This is a genomic window from Amycolatopsis sp. lyj-109 (genome assembly GCF_046548995.1).
Lineage (GTDB): Bacteria > Actinomycetota > Actinomycetes > Mycobacteriales > Pseudonocardiaceae > Amycolatopsis.
Genome location: NZ_JAJPWR010000004.1, coordinates 293,371 through 309,188 on the forward strand (window position 1 = coordinate 293,371; position 15,818 = coordinate 309,188).

At 70.5% G+C, this 15,818-nt stretch carries 19 protein-coding genes and 1 pseudogene; 7 read left to right on the forward strand and 13 right to left on the reverse strand.

Features of this window, described 5'->3' with window-relative positions; all coding sequences use genetic code 11:
* Positions 1 to 122: 122 nt before the first annotated feature.
* The 3 genes from ACLJQF_RS11145 (at position 123) to ACLJQF_RS11155 (ending at position 1,716) form a co-directional block, all read left to right on the forward strand.
* Entirely contained in the window at positions 123 to 482 is a 360-nt protein-coding gene (locus tag ACLJQF_RS11145; RefSeq protein ID WP_410608178.1) for a hypothetical protein, read from the forward strand.
* 83 nt (positions 483 to 565) lie between these two features.
* The gene (locus ACLJQF_RS11150; protein WP_410608179.1) at positions 566 to 1,495 is read left to right on the forward strand and encodes an SDR family NAD(P)-dependent oxidoreductase; all 930 of its coding nucleotides are present in this window, start codon (positions 566 to 568) and stop codon (positions 1,493 to 1,495) included.
* The gene (locus ACLJQF_RS11155; RefSeq protein WP_410608180.1) at positions 1,492 to 1,716 is read left to right on the forward strand and encodes a DUF6480 family protein; all 225 of its coding nucleotides are present in this window, start codon (positions 1,492 to 1,494) and stop codon (positions 1,714 to 1,716) included. The genes ACLJQF_RS11150 and ACLJQF_RS11155 overlap by 4 nt, the downstream gene beginning before the upstream one ends.
* Positions 1,717 to 1,752: 36 nt before the next feature.
* Here the strand turns inward: ACLJQF_RS11155 and ACLJQF_RS11160 are convergent, their stop codons facing one another.
* The 5 genes from ACLJQF_RS11160 to ACLJQF_RS11180 form a co-directional block, all read right to left on the reverse strand.
* Positions 1,753 to 2,556, reverse strand: a complete 804-nt coding sequence (locus ACLJQF_RS11160) for a hypothetical protein (RefSeq protein ID WP_410608181.1) — start codon at positions 2,554 to 2,556, stop codon at positions 1,753 to 1,755.
* Positions 2,546 to 2,956 carry a hypothetical protein gene (locus ACLJQF_RS11165; protein WP_410608182.1) on the reverse strand — a complete coding sequence of 137 codons (411 nt, stop codon included), beginning with the start codon at positions 2,954 to 2,956 and terminating at the stop codon, positions 2,546 to 2,548. Before ACLJQF_RS11165 ends, ACLJQF_RS11160 begins: the two co-directional genes overlap by 11 nt.
* Positions 2,957 to 3,080: 124 nt before the next feature.
* Positions 3,081 to 3,251 carry a hypothetical protein gene (locus tag ACLJQF_RS11170; protein WP_410608183.1) on the reverse strand — a complete coding sequence of 57 codons (171 nt, stop codon included), beginning with the start codon at positions 3,249 to 3,251 and terminating at the stop codon, positions 3,081 to 3,083.
* A 51-nt stretch (positions 3,252 to 3,302) separates the two neighbouring features.
* A complete protein-coding gene (locus tag ACLJQF_RS11175) occupies positions 3,303 to 3,584 on the reverse strand; it encodes an NAD(P)-binding domain-containing protein (RefSeq protein ID WP_410608184.1) in 282 nt (93 codons plus the stop codon).
* A 44-nt stretch (positions 3,585 to 3,628) separates the two neighbouring features.
* Positions 3,629 to 3,817 carry a hypothetical protein gene (locus ACLJQF_RS11180; RefSeq protein WP_410608185.1) on the reverse strand — a complete coding sequence of 63 codons (189 nt, stop codon included), beginning with the start codon at positions 3,815 to 3,817 and terminating at the stop codon, positions 3,629 to 3,631.
* On the opposite strand from ACLJQF_RS11180, the gene ACLJQF_RS11185 reads away from it, so the two are divergent.
* On the forward strand, positions 3,812 to 4,084 hold the full coding sequence (locus tag ACLJQF_RS11185) for an IclR family transcriptional regulator C-terminal domain-containing protein (protein WP_410608186.1): 273 nt from the start codon (positions 3,812 to 3,814) through the stop codon (positions 4,082 to 4,084). The genes ACLJQF_RS11180 and ACLJQF_RS11185 overlap by 6 nt on opposite strands.
* A 57-nt stretch (positions 4,085 to 4,141) precedes the next feature.
* Positions 4,142 to 5,176, forward strand: a complete 1,035-nt coding sequence (locus ACLJQF_RS11190; RefSeq protein WP_410608187.1) for an amidohydrolase family protein — start codon at positions 4,142 to 4,144, stop codon at positions 5,174 to 5,176.
* A 62-nt stretch (positions 5,177 to 5,238) separates the two neighbouring features.
* Here the strand turns inward: ACLJQF_RS11190 and ACLJQF_RS11195 are convergent, their stop codons facing one another.
* From ACLJQF_RS11195 to ACLJQF_RS11215, 5 genes are read right to left on the reverse strand one after another with little or no spacing between them, the layout of a single operon-like run.
* The gene (locus ACLJQF_RS11195) at positions 5,239 to 6,279 is read right to left on the reverse strand and encodes an LLM class flavin-dependent oxidoreductase (RefSeq protein WP_410608188.1); all 1,041 of its coding nucleotides are present in this window, start codon (positions 6,277 to 6,279) and stop codon (positions 5,239 to 5,241) included.
* Complete coding sequence (locus tag ACLJQF_RS11200) at positions 6,276 to 7,907, reverse strand: dipeptide ABC transporter ATP-binding protein (protein WP_410608189.1); 1,632 nt, start codon at positions 7,905 to 7,907, stop codon at positions 6,276 to 6,278. Before ACLJQF_RS11200 ends, ACLJQF_RS11195 begins: the two co-directional genes overlap by 4 nt.
* Positions 7,886 to 8,725 (reverse strand): ABC transporter permease, encoded by an 840-nt coding sequence (locus ACLJQF_RS11205; protein ID WP_410608190.1) that lies wholly within the window; start codon positions 8,723 to 8,725, stop codon positions 7,886 to 7,888. The genes ACLJQF_RS11200 and ACLJQF_RS11205 overlap by 22 nt, the downstream gene beginning before the upstream one ends.
* Positions 8,722 to 9,693 (reverse strand): ABC transporter permease, encoded by a 972-nt coding sequence (locus ACLJQF_RS11210; RefSeq protein WP_410608191.1) that lies wholly within the window; start codon positions 9,691 to 9,693, stop codon positions 8,722 to 8,724. Before ACLJQF_RS11210 ends, ACLJQF_RS11205 begins: the two co-directional genes overlap by 4 nt.
* Before the next feature lie 4 nt (positions 9,694 to 9,697).
* Complete coding sequence (locus ACLJQF_RS11215; protein ID WP_410608192.1) at positions 9,698 to 11,329, reverse strand: ABC transporter substrate-binding protein; 1,632 nt, start codon at positions 11,327 to 11,329, stop codon at positions 9,698 to 9,700.
* 109 nt (positions 11,330 to 11,438) lie between these two features.
* Between ACLJQF_RS11215 and ACLJQF_RS11220 the strand changes: the two are divergent.
* Together ACLJQF_RS11220 and ACLJQF_RS11225 are read left to right on the forward strand one after the other, a co-directional pair.
* A pseudogene (locus ACLJQF_RS11220) lies at positions 11,439 to 11,945 on the forward strand (molybdopterin-dependent oxidoreductase); the annotation flags it as partial.
* A gap of 97 nt (positions 11,946 to 12,042) precedes the next feature.
* A complete protein-coding gene (locus tag ACLJQF_RS11225) occupies positions 12,043 to 12,279 on the forward strand; it encodes a molybdopterin dinucleotide binding domain-containing protein (protein WP_410608379.1) in 237 nt (78 codons plus the stop codon).
* Between the two features lie 91 nt (positions 12,280 to 12,370).
* Here the strand turns inward: ACLJQF_RS11225 and ACLJQF_RS11230 are convergent, their stop codons facing one another.
* The 3 genes from ACLJQF_RS11230 to ACLJQF_RS11240 all read right to left on the reverse strand — a co-directional run bounded on the left by ACLJQF_RS11230 (position 12,371) and on the right by ACLJQF_RS11240 (position 15,707).
* A complete protein-coding gene (locus tag ACLJQF_RS11230) occupies positions 12,371 to 13,525 on the reverse strand; it encodes an acyl-CoA dehydrogenase family protein (protein WP_410608193.1) in 1,155 nt (384 codons plus the stop codon).
* The gene (locus ACLJQF_RS11235) at positions 13,522 to 14,739 is read right to left on the reverse strand and encodes an LLM class flavin-dependent oxidoreductase (RefSeq protein ID WP_410608194.1); all 1,218 of its coding nucleotides are present in this window, start codon (positions 14,737 to 14,739) and stop codon (positions 13,522 to 13,524) included. The genes ACLJQF_RS11230 and ACLJQF_RS11235 overlap by 4 nt, the downstream gene beginning before the upstream one ends.
* Positions 14,740 to 14,819: 80 nt before the next feature.
* Positions 14,820 to 15,707 carry a LysR family transcriptional regulator gene (locus tag ACLJQF_RS11240; protein ID WP_410608195.1) on the reverse strand — a complete coding sequence of 296 codons (888 nt, stop codon included), beginning with the start codon at positions 15,705 to 15,707 and terminating at the stop codon, positions 14,820 to 14,822.
* Positions 15,708 to 15,818 lie beyond the last annotated feature (111 nt).

Here is a 15,818-nt window from a genome sequence, read left to right on the forward strand (position 1 = left end):
ACCTTCGGTCGTCAGCATCGTCGTTCCCCCGGTGGTCGCGGCACAGGTGCATCGGTTTGTCAGCGAATTGACCGGGTAATCACCACACCTGGCCGGCAAGACCGACGCAAAGGAAGTGGCCGATGCCTGCGCTCACCCGCGTGCTCGGAGCGGCGACCGCCGCCTACAGCGTGACCATCATCGCCGCACCGAAGGTCCTGGCCAAACCGTGCGGCCTGACCACACCGGCCGGCGACGTCACCGAAGAGGTGCGGACGCTGATCGGCGGCATCGGCGCCCGGGACGCCGCGATCGGCCTCGCCATGATGTTCGCCGCACCCGGCCGACCGCTGCAGGTCGCCCTCGCCGCCCGGGTGGCCTCCGATACCGCGGACGCCCTCGTCTTCGGTAACGGCTTGCCCGACCGCTCCGCACGCAGAAAAGTCGCGATCTTCGCCGTGGCTTGGGCCGCATTGTGCGCCGCCTCCGCGCTTGTTCCCTGACTGCCGAACCTGAACGGAGCATCGTGCACAACCGCAGGAAAACAGGCTCAGCACGCACCGCCGGTCGACTCACCGAGCGGGTGGTGGTGATCGTCGGCGCCTCCAGCGGGATCGGTCTGGCCGCCGCGGTCGCCTTCGCGGCCCAGCCGGGCAAGCTCATCTTGGTTTCGCGCAGCGCCGAAGCGCTCGACACCGCCGAAGCGGCCTGCCGGCGAGCCGGAGCCGACGCGGTCGACACCGTGGCCGAGGACATCAGTGACCCCGACGCAGCCGGGAGGCTCGTCGCCCGGGTCCTGCACCGACACGGACGCATCGACGTCGTCGTGCACACCGCGGCGGTGATGGGGTACGGCAGTGTGGAAGGGATGCCGGCCGACGTGTTCACCGCCGTCGTCGACACCGCCGTGCACGGCACCCTCCACCTGGCCCGCGCGGTACTGCCGGTGATGCGCCGCCAGTACGCCGGCACGTTCATCGGCGTCAACTCGCTGCTGGGGTCGATCACCGTCCCGCAGATGGGCGCCTACGCGGTGTCGAAGTGGGGGCAGCGAGCCGTCCTTCGCACGCTGCAGCAGGAAACCCGCGACGAGCCCGGCGTGTCGGTCTGCATCGTCAGCCCCGGCAGCATCAACACCCCCATCTACCACCAAGCGGCCAACTACACCGGCCACGCCGCCCGGCCGCCCTGGCCGGTACTGGCACCGGAACGGGTGGCCGCGGCGATCACCCGGCTGGCCGACCGGCCCCGCCGCCACGTGTCCGTGCCGATCGGCCCGGGCAATCCCCTCGTCATCACCGGATTCCGGCTGCTTCCCCGGCTTTACGACCGGCTCGTCGGCCCCCTGCTCCGGCTGGCCGTGCTCACCCACGCGCGCCGGCCGCCCACACCGGGAACCGTCCACCACCCGGCCCCCGCGGGCGAACGCCTCCACGGCCACTGGCCCGCCCCTCCCACGGAACAGGTGACACCGATGACAGAACCCGCGACCGGCGACCTGGCCACGAGCTCATGACCGCGCCCGGACCGGAGCCCGACGACGTGCCGGGCCTGGAACCCGGCGGTTCGGTCACCCCGGGCGACACCCCGCCCGACGCCGGGCAGACATCCGGTCTGTCCCACCCGCAGCCGATGCCGTCGAAGAAGGCACCCATCCTTGCGCTCGTCGTCATCGCGATCATCGTGCTCGGGATGGCCGCGTTCTTCCTGCTGCGCGCTCTCGATCTGCTGGACTGACGCTCGGATGGCCTGGTGGGATCCGTCCGGGCCGAATCAACGGTTCCGGGTGACCGTGTTGCCTTGAGAGCCTGCGGTGTGGGTCAACCTCGCGGCTAGGCAGTCACTCGGACCGATACCCATGTTGTCGCACCACGTGTTGGCTCCGGCAGCGGTGGTGAACGGGATCGCGACCACGGTCACCCAGTAGTCCGGCAGCCGAAAAGTCTGGTAATCCTGGGATTTCAGCAGCAATGCCTGGGGATACACAGCCAGCAGGTGCCGATGTTCGGCCAGAATGGCGGGGTAGTCGAAGGTGGTCCCGCTGACGACGAGCCCGACCTTTTTTGCCGACACTTCGGGAACCCAGGACCCGACCAGTGCTTCCACAGAGGCGCGGTCCTCCACGACCCGCTGCTCGAGCTGCGTCCTCGCCGTGCCTTCAGGCTTGGAGTCCGAGGTGGAGGCGGGCAGCGCCGCGTTCGTGCTGAACACCGGGGTGGCCGCAGGCCACTGCTGCGCGCTGGAGACCTCCCGAGCCGGCCGGAGGAGGGGGATGACCGTCGCCAGCACCCCGACGAGGACCGTCGCCACAGCTGCGGCCGTGACAAGAGAACCCAGCCAGCGTGAACGCGGGGACAAGGGAGGGTACTTCCGCACCCGAACGGGTCCGGCCGTGCCGTCCACCGTGGTTCGCACGGTCGGCGGCCGGTTGGCCAGCTCCACACCCAGTACGATGGCCGCGGCTCGACGGGGCAAGGAGTGTCGCGCACGAATGGTCTTCACCGTGACGTCGACCATCGGATGGCCGGCACTGAGCAGGATGCCGAGCGACCTCTTCCACAGGGGTTCAGTCGCCACGGCGTACCTCCCCGCCGACGCCATCGCCCATCCGGTCTTCCAGGGGCGGGACCTGGTCGTCCGGCGTGCCGGCAACGAGATGCTGAGTCAGCCGGACTTCGCCCAGCTGAGCCAGGATGGCCGGGCCCGAGAGGCCGGCGAGGATCGCACCGGAGACACCGGTGACCGTACCGGCGTTCGTGAGGAAGAAGCCGACCAGAGCCCCGATGACGATTTGGGCGGCCATTCCGACGAGCTCGGCGGTCCAGTCGGCGGCTTCCGCGAACCGGGGCCGTGGAACTGGAGATGCGTGCACGGTCCGGCGTTGCTGCAACCAGGTGGTGATCCCCCGGTAAAGGGCGAGAATTCCGCGGATCGACCCGCCCACTCCTCCGCAGAGAGTGGCGATCCAGATCGTCATGGTCGTACTTTCTTATTCGATCTTGCCCTCCGGTTCGGTCTGCTCTTGTGTCGTCAGGCGGAAGATTCTGTTACAGGGCCAAGGCGCCGTTCCAGCGGTGAGCGGGACACTTTGAGCCGGCGCCTCAGAAAACAGACGGAGCAGCGAGCCGACCTCCGATTCGCTGGGGCCGCGGCGCGTTCTTCGTCACCGCATCGGCGACGGCGTCGGCGGCGATCACCGGAATCCGGTCGCGTTCGACGCCGTAGGCGGCCTTCGCGCGGCGGAAGATCTGCTCGACGAGCGCGGACGGCACCGTCCTGCTCAAGGAAGTGCGACGCGGCCGGGCCGGCCAGCAGCGCCGAACTCAGCACACCGAGGTCGACGCCGGCCTTGACGCCCATCGCGAGGACCTCGGACGGCGACACCAGGTGGCAGAACCACAGCCCGCCTCCGCTCCGCGGGCCATGCCACTGACCGGCGCGTCGAGCCGCCGCACACCCCGGGCATCGAGCGCCTCCTCGGCGACGCGGTCCGCCTCGGCAGGCGTCGAAGTCGACATGTCGATCCACAGCGAGCCGGGGCTCAGTGCCTCGGCGGCGCCGCCGCGCAGGAGGACCTCCTCGACGACCCGTGACGTGGGGAGCATGGTGATGAGCGGCGAGCGGCGGCGGCCGGCCGGCCTCCGATGAGTCAGATCCGCCACCGCCGCAACGCCTTTTCGTCCAGTTCGATGCCCGGTCCGGGCCACTGGGGCACCTCGACCTCACCCGCGGGGCCGATCATCACGGGCTCGGCGAGCATGAAGTCCCGGCGTTCGGACGTCCACCCCGGCGGGTCCCAGGGGAACTGGCCGCGGACCGGCCACGGTCCGAAGTGCATACCCTGCCCGAGCCGTGGGCGAAGATCCAGGAAAGCCGGCGCGACGGGTACGCGCGCGTTCGCGAAGAGTTCGAGGAGGGCCTGGTCGGTGTCTCGGCGCCGATCCGGGACTTCCGCGGCCGGGTCGTCGCCGCGCTGAACGTCTCCGCACCGGCGGCGCACCTCGGCTGGGAAGCACGCCCGAAACCACCGCCCACCTCCCGCCTGACCCGAGCTGCCCGGAGCGCACCTGCATCGGCGATATCAGTAAGTCGCGAACGTCGATAATACCTGTGATAACGTCATCTTGGTATCGGCGGAATCATCATGAAGGAGTGAGCCAGCGTGGGCAACGAGCTGCACATAGTCGGCGTCGAGGAGCACGTGCTCCTCCCTGTGCTGCGCGACGCGTGGGCGAGAGCGGGCGTCCAACCACATCGCTACGGCGACGACCACCCGGTCACGCGGCGCTTGCAGGACGTCGGCGACGGACGCCTCGCCGACATGGACGATCAGGGCATCGATGTCGCAGTGCTGTCGCTGACCAGTCCCGGCGTGCAGAACCTCCCCGCGGCCGACGCCGTGAGCGTGGCGCGCGAGGCCAACGACACTCTTGCCGAGATCGTCGCCGGCAACCCGCGACGGTTGCAGGCATTCGCGGCGATCCCGACCTCCGCACCCGAAGCCGCGGCCGCTGAACTGGAGCGCGCAGTCACCCGGCACGGCTTCCGCGGGGCCATGCTGTACGGCCGCACCGGCGACAAGCCGGCCGACGCGCCCGAGTTCGACGACCTCTACGCGGCCGCCGAACGGCTGCGCGTACCTCTTCACTTTCACCCGCAGGCGCCAGTGCAGGCCGTCCAGCAAGCCTATTACTCAGGACTGCCCGACGGCCTGGGGCCGGCCTTGGCGACCGCCGGCCTGGGTTGGTACTACGACCTCGGCGTGCAGTACCTGCGGATGATCTTCTCCGGAGTCTTCGACCGGCATCCCGACCTGCAAGTGATCGCCGGACACTGGGGCGAGGTGATCCTGTTCTACCTGGACCACGTTGGTGTCCTTCAGGGCATGGCCAACCTGCAGCGGCCCCTGGCGGACTACTTCCGGCAGAACTTCTGGGTGGCCGGCAGCGGCACCGTCAGCGAACGTTACCTGCGGTGGACAGCGGAGGTCGTCGGCACCGACCGCATGCTCTACTCGACCGACTACCCCTACACCTTCGGCACCCGGCCAGACGGCTTTCCCTTCCTCGACACCAGCCGCGGCGTCGCCAGATCTTTCCTCGAAAACGCACCGTTCACCGAAAAGGAAAAGGCCGACATCGGATCCGGCAACTGGGAGCGGCTGACCGGCCACCTCTCGGCCCATCCCTCAATTTGACGATCGCTGCCTGATGCCGTTACGACGGCAGAGCCGTAGCGCGCTTCCGCCGATGACGCCTGCTATCCCGCGGACCAGCCGAGAGCGGGTGCCACCGTGCGCGCGAGATCGGTGAGGAGCCGGACGTTCTCCGCGAGACCGAACGCGGGCGGCAGAAAGAACACGACCTCGTCGGCCCCGGCGAGGCCCGGGTCGGCCAGTACCGCTTCGACGACCTCGTCCGGGGTGCCGTGGAAAACCGGGCTGATGCGCATGCCTGCCGGGAGGTCGGCCTTGAGCACCGGCTCCAGCGCTCCCCCGGGCCGGGACGCGTGCATGCCCTCGGTGCGCCGCTGCCGGTCGTACGCGGCATAGGTCTCCCGCAGCTCCGCCGTGGGACCGGGCAAGATCGACGCGGCGACGGCCACCGGAGGTGGCTCGGTTCCGTACTTGGTGCGCCAGGTCGTGCGGTAGGCGTTGATGCAGCGCGCCTGGTATTCCCCGAACGTCTCGCCGTCGGCGAGGCCCTGCAGCACGGTCCCGGTGATCAGCCCGATCCCGAGCTCGGCGGCCCGGATCGCCGAACCGAGGCTGCCCGCGCCCTGCCGGACTCGCGACCGCAGGCCCGGGCTGTGCGGCGTGACCCTGAGCTCGGTCCCGGCCGGAGCGCCCTGGCCCGGCCCGTCGACGACGTGCAGCGTCTCGCCGCCGATCGCGGCGAGGAACCGGAGTTGCCGGCGCTCGGCCTCGGTCCGGGGATCCGTTTCCACCGCGCCGAAGACCGCGTCGAAGGCCGCATTGGCGCCGGTCGCGACGGCGAGCTGAAGACGCCCGCCGACCAGGAGATCCGTGACGCCGGCGGCTTCAGCCAGCAGGATCGGGTCCTGGTAGCGCATCGGGAGTACCGCGGTCCCCAGCGTGATGCGGCTCGTGTGCTGCCCGGCGGCAGCCAGGAACGGCAGCGGCGACGACAGGTAGTGGTCGAAGTGCCGCTGGTAGACCCAGCCGGACTGGTACCCCAGTGCCTCGGCCGCGCGGAACAGCTCGATACCGTCGGCCAGGCCCTGCGCCGGGCCGCCGTCGTCGCTGAAGGACACCCGGGTGTTGAAGCCGAGCCTGGTCATGAGACGCCGGCGGGGATCGACTCGAGGAGCTCGCGCGTGTAGGGCTGCCGCGGGTCGTCGAAGACGGCCGCAACCGTCCCGCTCTCCACGATCCGTCCCCGGTGCATGACCGACACCGTGTCCGCCAGCTGGCGGACCAGCGCCAGGTCGTGCGAGACGAACACGTACGTCAGCTTCAGCTCGGCCTGCAGCGTCAGCAGCACTTCGACGATGCCGGCCTGGACGGTGACGTCCAGCGCCGAGGTCGGTTCGTCGAGGACGATCACGTCGGGTCGCAGCACCAGCGACCGGGCGATCGCGACCCGCTGCCGCTGGCCGCCCGACAAAGCGGATGGCTTGCGGGACAGCAGTTCTTCGCCCAGCCCGACCGATTCGAGGGCCTCGCGTACCCGCGAAACCCGCTCGGACCTGGTCCCGATGCGGTAGCGTTCCAGCGGCTCCCGCACCAGCCGCTCGACCCGCCAGGTCGGATCCAGCGAGGTGAACGGATTCTGGTAGACGAGCTGCAGGTGGCGGCGGATCGTCCGGAGCGACGCGGGCGACCGGCCGGTCACCTCCTCGCCGGCGACCTTGATGCTGCCGCGGTCCGGTTCCTCCAGGCCCAGCAGCAGCCGGACGGCGGTCGTCTTCCCGGACCCGGATTCGCCGACGAGCGCGTGCGTGGTGCCGGCCCGGACGGTGAACGACACGTCGTCGACGGCGGTCAACGCCTTGCCTTCGACGGTGAACGTCTTGGTCACACCGCTGATCTCGATCTTGGGTTCGCTGCCGAACACGCCGGGCCGCAGATGCCGGTAGCGATCGGGATTCAGCGCCGGAACGTCGGCGTGCAGGCGGCGGGCGTACTCGGAGGCGGGCGACGAGAACACCGTCGCCGTGGTCCCGGCCTCCTGCACGACACCGTCCTTGAGGACGACCAGGGAGTCCGCGCGTTCGGCGGCGATCGCGAGGTCGTGGGTGATGAGGAGCAGGCTGATGTCCAGCTCCCGTTGCAGCCGCGAAAGGAGGTCGAGGATGCGCTTCTGGACGGTGACGTCGAGCGCCGAGGTCGGCTCGTCGGCGACGAGGAGCGCCGGCCGCGGCAGCACGGCCAGTCCGATGAGGACGCGCTGCAGCATGCCGCCCGACAGCTGGTGCGGGTAGGAGTCGTAGACGCGGCGGGGGTCGTCGAGTCCCACCTGGGCGAAGGTGTCCAGCACCAGTTCCTCGCGCCGGGCCGAGTCCGTGAGAGCGGCCGCTTCCTGCGCCTGGGCGCCGATCGTCCGCACCGCGTTGAGCGCGTTGCCCGGGTCCTGGGGCACGAACCCGATACGGCGTCCGCGCAACGGCCGAAAGCGCCGCTCGGACAGCGAAAGGACGTCCTGGCCGTCGAACTCCACCCGCCCCCGTGCTCGCCCGATGCCGGGAGGCAGCAGGCGCAGCACCGCGCGGGCGATCGTCGACTTGCCCGACCCCGACTCGCCGATCAGCGCCAGGCTTTCGCCGCGCCGGAGGTCGAAGCCGACGTCGTGCACGACCTCGTGGTCGCCGTACGCCACGGACAGGCCGTCGACGCGCAGCAGCGTGCCGGTCGCGGGTTCCGTGGGCAGCTCGACGCGGTCGAGGGTCAGGCGGTCTTGCGGAGCCATCGGCTGATCCTGTTCACGGAGAGGACGGTGGCGATGATGACGAGCGCGGGCGCGTAGACGAGCCAGGGCGCCAGCGGGTAGTTCTTGCCCACGGAAACGAGCAGGCCCCAGTCGGACGCCGGCGGCGGGTCGCCGTACCCGAGGAACGCGAGCCCGGCGATCACGAGGATCGACAACCCGAACTCGACCACGGCGAGCGGCAGCAGCGAGCGGGAGGCGTTGGGCAGCACGTGCCGGGCCAGGATGTGCCACCACGAGCCACCCTGGAGGTAGGAAGCCTCGACGAAGACCGCGCTGCGGGCCTTCAGCACCTCAGACCTGGTGACCCGGGCGAAGATGCCGACCGTCGACACGCCCGTGGCGATCGCGGCGTTGACCGTCTCGAAGCCGAGCGAGGTGACGATGATGATGGCGAGCAGGAACGGCGGGATCGCCAGGAGCACGTCGACCAGCCGGGAGAGCAGGGTGTCGGCCCAGCGGTCGGCGAACCCCGCGATCAGCCCGATCAGGCCGCCGACCACCACGCCGATGCCCACGGCGATCAGTCCGCTGGCCACCGACGACGAGGTTCCGTAAACGACCCGCGTGAACAGGTCGCGGCCCAGGTGGTCGGTGCCGAACCAGTGCGCGGCGCTCGGTCCGAGGAACTTCTGCGCCGGGACGCCGAACGCGGGATCGGCGCCGGTGAACAGGCCGGGGGCGAACGACCAGGCCAGCACGATCGCCACGACCACGAACGACAGAGCGACCGTCGGCGGAACCCGGATGCCCCGCCGGATCCGCGCCGCCGATGCAAGGGGAACGGTGGAAACGCTCACGCCGCCACCTCCGCCCTCTCGCGCCTGCCCGCGAGCTTCACCCGCGGGTCGAGCAGCGGGTACACGAGGTCGGACAGGAGGTTCACGACGACGAAGACCACGGCCGCGAGCGTGACGATCGCTTGCAGCGTCGGCAGGTCCTGCGTGGTCGCCGACTGCCGGAGCAGAGTGCCGACGCCCACCCGCCCGAAGATCATCTCGGTGATGACGGTGCTCCCGAGGAGCTCGCCGACGGTCACCGCGACGACGGACACGACCGGCAACGACGCCGGTTTGAGCAGATGACGCAGGAGCAGCCGGGCCTGGCCCAGTCCGCGGGAGCGGGCGAGGGCGACGTATTCCTGCCGGGCTTCGTGATCGAGGCCGGCGACCAGCACCTCGGCGATCCGGGCGGCGACCGGCACGCTGAGGGCGAGCGCGGCGAAGAACGTCGCCGGTCCGCCGTCGGCGTCGATCACCCGGAACAGGCCGAGCTGGAAGGCGAAGACGTTGATCAGCACCAGGCCGATCACGAAGGTGGGTACCGAGCTGAACAGTGACGGCAGGGTGCGCAGGAGGCCCTGCCCGTAGCGCTTGGGCAGGTACTGCGAGCCGAAGCCGATGGCCAGCGCCAGCACCAGGGCGAGGGCGAGCGCCGACGACGCGAGGACGAGCGTCGACGGCAGCACCTCGCCGATCATCCGGCTGACCGGCAGACCCGACCGCAGCGAGAGACCGAGGTCGCCGGTCACGAACCGGGACAGGGCCTCCCACAGCTGCACGTACACCGGGCGGTCGAGCCCGTAGTAGCCGGCGATCCGGGTGATGTCGGCTTCGGAGAACCCGTTCTCCGGGTTGCGCAGCGTGTTCGTCACCGGATCGCCGGGGAGCACGCTGATCACCACGAAGGTGAACACGTAAACCAGCAGGATGACGACGAACGCCTGGAGGATGCGTTTCAGCGCGTAGGCCGCGTAGTTCCGGTTCATCGGCTCAGCCGAGCCAGGCGGTGTAGTAGTTCGCGTAGGCGATGCCGTTGTACGTGACGCCCTGCAGCTTCGGCGACTGCAGGTAGATCCGCTGGACGATCTGCGTGAGCGGGACGAAGTAGCCTTGCTTCAGCACGTACCCCTGCAGTTCGTCGAGGGTCTTGGCGCGCGCGCCGGCGTCGTCCGCGCGGGCCACCCCGTTGGCGAGCTCGACGAGCTTCTGGTCACTCTGGCCGAGGCCGAACCAGTTTTCGCCCTTGTTGGCGTCGGTGAGGACCCCGGCCACCGTGCCGGCGTCGATGAAGCTGCGGGTGACCTCGTAGGCGGGCACGGTCGGGCTGGCGACCTTGACGCGCTGACCGTAGGTCACGACGTCGAAGGCCTGGAGGGTGACCTTGAACCCGAGCGTCCCGAGCTGCTGGGCCACGAGTTCGTCGACCGCTCGCGAGGTGGCCAGGTAGGGGTTCGGGTACAGCGTCAGGGACAGCGGCTTGCCGTCCTTGGCGCGGACGCCGTCGGCGCCCTTCGCCCAGCCCGCCTCGTCGAGGAGGCGGTTCGCCTCGGCCGCGTCGAAGGCGAAGTCGCCGCTGTGGTCGGTCGCGCCGGGGACGTTGCTCTGGATGAACGACTTCGCGGGCAGCCAGTCCGGCGTGTAGACCGTGGAGATGAGCTGGGCCCGGTCGATGCCGTGCTGCAGTGCCTGCCGGACCTTGAGGTCGTCGAAGGGCGCGACCTTCGTGTTCACCGCGAACCCGTTGACGAAGCCCAGATAGCGCGGGGTCGCGGTCGTGAAGCCCTGTTCCTTGAAGGACGCGAGCTCCTGAGGCGACGGGTTGTAGGCGACGTCGGCCTGGCCGGACTGCACGGCGGCGGTGCGCAGCGACGGCTCGGCGACGAGCTTGTAGGTGATCGTGTCCAGGTAGGCGGGGCCCTGGTGGTTGAGCGCCGCGGGACCCCAGTTGTAGCCGGCACGCTTCTTGAGGACGACGCTGTCGCCCTCCTTCCACGAGGCGACGACGAACGGGCCGCTGCCGATGTCGTTGGCGAGATCGGCCTGCTTGGCGGCGGGCAGCGCGATGGTCTTCGGCGAGATCAGGATCGAGCCGTGGTAACCCAGCGTCGGGATGAAGCCGAGCGTCGCCGCCTTGAAGGAGACCTTGACCGTGGCCGGATCGACCACCTCGGCATGGTCGTAGGTCTTCGGGAACAGCCCGATCGGGTTGATCCCCCGCGCCGGGTCGCCCTTGGCCCAGATGTCGAGGTTCGCGACGACCGCGGCGGCGTCCAGCGGCGTGCCGTCGGAGAAGGTGACGCCCTTCTTCAGGTGCAGCGTGAACTGCGTGGCCTGGGCGTTCTGCTCCCAGCTTTCGGCGATCCACGGGCTGGCCTTGCCGTTCTCGTCGACGTAGACGAGCTTGTCGGTGACGTGGCCCCAGATGTGCCCCTGGAAGCTGGAGATCGCGCTGTTGTTGGGGATCCAGGTGTCGCCGAGGGAGTCGATGAGGAACGTGATGCCGCCGCCCGGCTTGGGCTCGCCGGAGCCGCCTCCCGTGGCCGCCCCGCCCGGCGCGCACGCGGCGAGGACGACCACGGAGACCAGGCTGAGCAGTGTCCGGAGTACACGGGAGGTCTTCATACGCCGAACCTAGGAGCGGGCCGGCCGGCGGGTCCAAGACGAAATGGGGATCGGATCCCATCAAGGAGTCTGATCGGCAGCCCGATCCCGCGCGGATAGCGTGGCGGCCATGGGATGGCAGGAGACCAGCGCGCACTGGGGGACCTACCGGGTCGAGGTGTCCGCGGACGGCCGCGAAGTCGTCGCCGCCGACGCCGGTGATCCGGACGCCGCCCCCGCGATCGGCAACGTCGTGGACGCCCACCGCCATCGCTCCCGCGTGGCGCGGCCGAGCGTGCGCCGCCGCTGGCTCGAGGGCGGTCGGGGCACCCTCCGCGGCGACCCCGCGGACGAGTACGTCGAAGTCGGCTGGGACACCGCCCTCGACCTGCTCGCCCACGAACTGGAGCGGGTCCGGTCCGGGTTCGGCAACCAGGCGATCTTCGGCGGTTCCTACGGCTGGGGCAGTGCCGGCCGGCTGCACCACGCGCAGAGCCGGCTGCACCGGTTCCTCAACGCGTTCGGCGGCTACACCCGGTCGGTCAACGACTACAGCCGCGGCGCCAGCCAGGTCCTGCTCCCCCACCTCATCGGCCCGCAGGCGACCCTCGATCTGCGGTACCAGCCCGCATCCTGGGACGACATCGCGCGGCACACCGACCTGCTCGTCACCTTCAAGGTCGCCGGGCGCGAGCCGCTGCGCCTGCACCCCCACCGACGCGGCCGCCCGCGGACTGTCCACAGGGGACGTCGCACTGGTCCGAAGCGCCCAAGGGAGCTTGCTCGCGGGCGTCGTCGTCACCGACGTGCTGCTGCCCGGCGTCGCGCAGATGCACACGGGAGCGTGGTTCGACCCGAGCGCGCCGGAGGTCGCCGACTGCGTCAACGGCAACGTCAACGTCCTCACGTACGACGGACCCGTGCCGCCGGTGCGCGCCTACGAACCACCGCCCCTGGTCCCGGCCTCGTGAGTGACAAACGGTGGTCTGCCGCGGGTTGTCGTGAGTGGTAATTCGGGTTCTAACCCTAAATACCACTCACGACCCCTCGGCGCCGCGGTCGTCAGGCTCCGAGCACCCGGCGGCCGGCGGCGAGCAGGGCCGTGTCCTCCTGTGGCGGGTGGACCCGGACGCACAGCACGTCACGCAGGTGCCGCTCTAGGGAGTTCCGCCGCGACAACCCCGGGTTGCCCAGTGCCGCGACCGCCGTCTGCACCGCGGCCACGGCCGCGCGGGCGATGGCCACCTTGATCACCGACAGCTGCGGGAGCACGTCGTCACGCACAAGCGCACCGTGCAAGAGCGTCTCCGCCTGGGCGATCTGGAGGTCGATTTCCCCGGCGACCGACTGGATCCGCTCGGTCGTGGCGATCGGCCTGCCGAGCCCCGCGGGCACGCGGGAGCGCGCGAACTCGGCGAACGCCCGCCGGGCCGCCCTGGCCACGCCGATGTAGAGCGCCGGGTGGCCGAAGCTGCTGGGCCCGGCCGTGGCTGCCGGGTCTCGGTAGACGCCGTCCGGGCCGCGGGGGATCTCGACGAACGCCTCCTCGGGGAGCTCGACGCCTTCGTAGATCACGTCATGGGTGTTGGACGCGCGGAGCCCGAGGTGGTCCCAGGTTTCGACCCAGGTGATGCCCGGCAGGTCCGCCGGGACGATCACGTGGCCGACGCGCGGGACGTCGGTGCCCGGTTCGTCGGCGACCACCCACACGAGGTGGTAGGCCAGTGCGGAGCCGCCCGTCGCGTAGGCCTTGTGACCATCGAGGATCCAACCGGACGACGTCCGGCGGGCCGTCGTCGCAGGCAGGCCGCCGCGGGCCGGGGCGCCGAGCTCCGGCTCCGCCCGGATCGCGTTGACGGGCGCCGGCCCGGCCGCCGAGCGCCGCAGCACGTCGTCGTAGAACCCGGCGGGCCAGTGGGCGTTCGCCGCCTGGGCCGCGTGCGCCATCAGGGTGTTCGCCACGATCAGCGCGACCGAGGGGTCGCCTTCGCCGAGCGCGGTGAGGATGCGTGCCGTCTCGACGGGCCCGGCGCCGAAGCCGCCGTACTGGCGGCCGACGGTGGCGGTGAACAAGCCCGCGCGGTGGACGGCTTCCAGGCCCCGCACCGGCACGGCGCCGCTCTCGTCGTACTCCGCCGCCGTCTCGGCCAGTTCGGCCGTGACCGCGTCGAGGTCCGTCAGGTCCGGGACGGGCAGGTCGTACGCGGTGCTCGTCACGCCTGACCCGCCGTCGCGTGGCGCCGGTAGTCCTCGGCGTAGTTGCCGAGGTGCTCGGCCTGGAGTGTCCCGCGGGTGCCGGTCGCCTCGCGGTGGGCGAGTTCCTGACGCACCAGCGGAAGCACGTGGCGGCCGTAGTCGACGGCGTCGTTGAGGGTGTCGTAGCCGCGGATGCTGACCAGGTCCGCGCCGCGGTCGACGTAGTCGAGGATCGCGGCCGCCACCGTCTCGGGCGAGCCGACCAGCGCCGTCGACGCCCCGCTCGCGTTGGTGACGGCGGCGGTCCGGGTCCACAGTGCCCGGTCGTACAGCTCGCTGCGAGCCGCGAAGGACAGCGCGCGCTGCGAGCCGACGTTCTGCGGCGCACCCTGCTGGAAGCGCTGCTTGCCGAAGGCGGACTTGCCGAACGTGTCGGCGATCTTGGCAACATACGAGTGTGCCTTCTGCCAAGCCAGTTCGTCGGTCTCGGCGACGATCGGCCGGAAGGTCACCCAGATCCGCGGCAGGGTGGTCCGGCCCGCGGCACGGGCGATCGCGTGGACGCGCTCGATCTCACCGCGCAGGTCGTCCAGTGGCTCGCCCCAGAAGCTGAAGACGTCGGCCTTTTCGCCGCCCACCTGGAACGCCTCGTCCGACTGGCCGCCGATGGAGATCGGGATGGGCGTGTCGTAGGGCGCGAAGCCGGGACCGAAGTCGTCGAACTTGTAGAACTCGCCCTCGTGGCTGAACGGCGCCGGCTCGGTCCACGCGCGGCGCAGCAGGTCGATGTACTCCGACGTGCGGGCGTAGCGGCGGTCCTTCGGGAGGTAGTCGCCTTGGCGGGCCTGCTCGGCGTCACTGCCGCCGGAGATGAGGTGGACGACGGCCCGGCCCTCGGTGAGCTGGTCCAGCGTGGCGAGCTTCTGCGCACCCACCAGCGGGAAGGTCGTGTTCGGCCGGAGCGCGACGATCGGCTTGATCCGCTCGGTGAGCTGGCCGACGGCCGAGGCGACGACGAACGAGTCGGCGGTGCCGGCGCCGTAGGGCAGCAGCGTGTAGTCGTACCCGCCCTCCTCGAGGGCGCGGACGTAGGTGCGGAAGTACTTCAGGTCGATGCCCCGGGTCGGGATCGGGTTCAGCTCGGTCGACGGGTTGAGGTGCGACAGGCTGATGAACTCGACCGTCTGTGCGGCGGTCTCGGGGATCTTCTCGTCGAAGCCGGGTGCGCTGGTCACGGTTCGAACGTAGGGCGGCATCCGGATCTCCGTCCAAGACGAGTGCGCGATGGGAACCGATAGGCCCGCGTTATGGACACTCAGGCACCCCGGGCCGCGGTCGGGACGAGCTGGAGATGCGGCCGTTGCGAGAAGAACTCCACCCCGGCCTCCAGCGCGGTCCGCTCCACCTCGGCCGCCAGCCCGCGCCGGGCGACCATCCGCAGCTGGGTCGTGCCGGCTTCCGGCAGGTCGGCGCGGACACTCAGCCCGGACGGGCGGCCGCCCGCGCTCGGCAGCAGCGCGACGCCGAGCCCGGCGCGAACTCCGGCGAGCACGCCTTCGAGCGTCGTCGACTGGGCGGTGACCTCGACGTGCCGTCCTTCGCCGGTCAGCGCCGCCATCGCCCGCTGCCGGAGGCCGCACGGCTCCTCGAAGGCGATGAGCGGCCAGGTCTCCCCGGGCGCCGTCCAGCCGCGCGCGGCGTACCAGACCAGCGGCAGCCGGCCGACGAGGTGCCCGGCGCCCTGGCCACCGGGGTCGAGGACGAAGGCGAAGTCGACGGTGCCCTTGCCGACGGCCTCGGTGAGCTGGGTGGACCGGCCGATCTCGAAGCGGGTCGAATAGCCGGGGAACGCCGCCTGCAGCGCCCGGATCATCTCCGGCAGGATCTGCTCGGCGCTGTGCTCGGTGGAGCCGACGACGATCGTCCGGTCCCGCTCGGCGGCTTCGAGCCGGCGCAGCGAAGCGTCGTGGACCTCGATGATCCGGCGGGCCTCGGCCAGCACCCGCTCCCCCTCGTGGGTGAACCGCATGTTGCGGCCGTCGCGCTCGAAGAGCTTGCGCTTGAGCCCGCGTTCGAGGAGCCGGACGTGCTGGCTCAGCGCCGGCTGGCTGATGTGGCGCACGGCGGCCGCCTTGCTGAACCCGCCGCACTCGGCGATCGCGACCAGCGTGCGCAGATGTTCGAGGTCGAGCGAGTTCGTCATGGCCCGATTAGAGCCGATGAAGCACGATCCGAGAGCCCGCTACCGGTATGTGGGACACCCCTGGTGTTCCGGCCACCCATCACACTCGCGCATGGGAAGTGATCGCGAAAG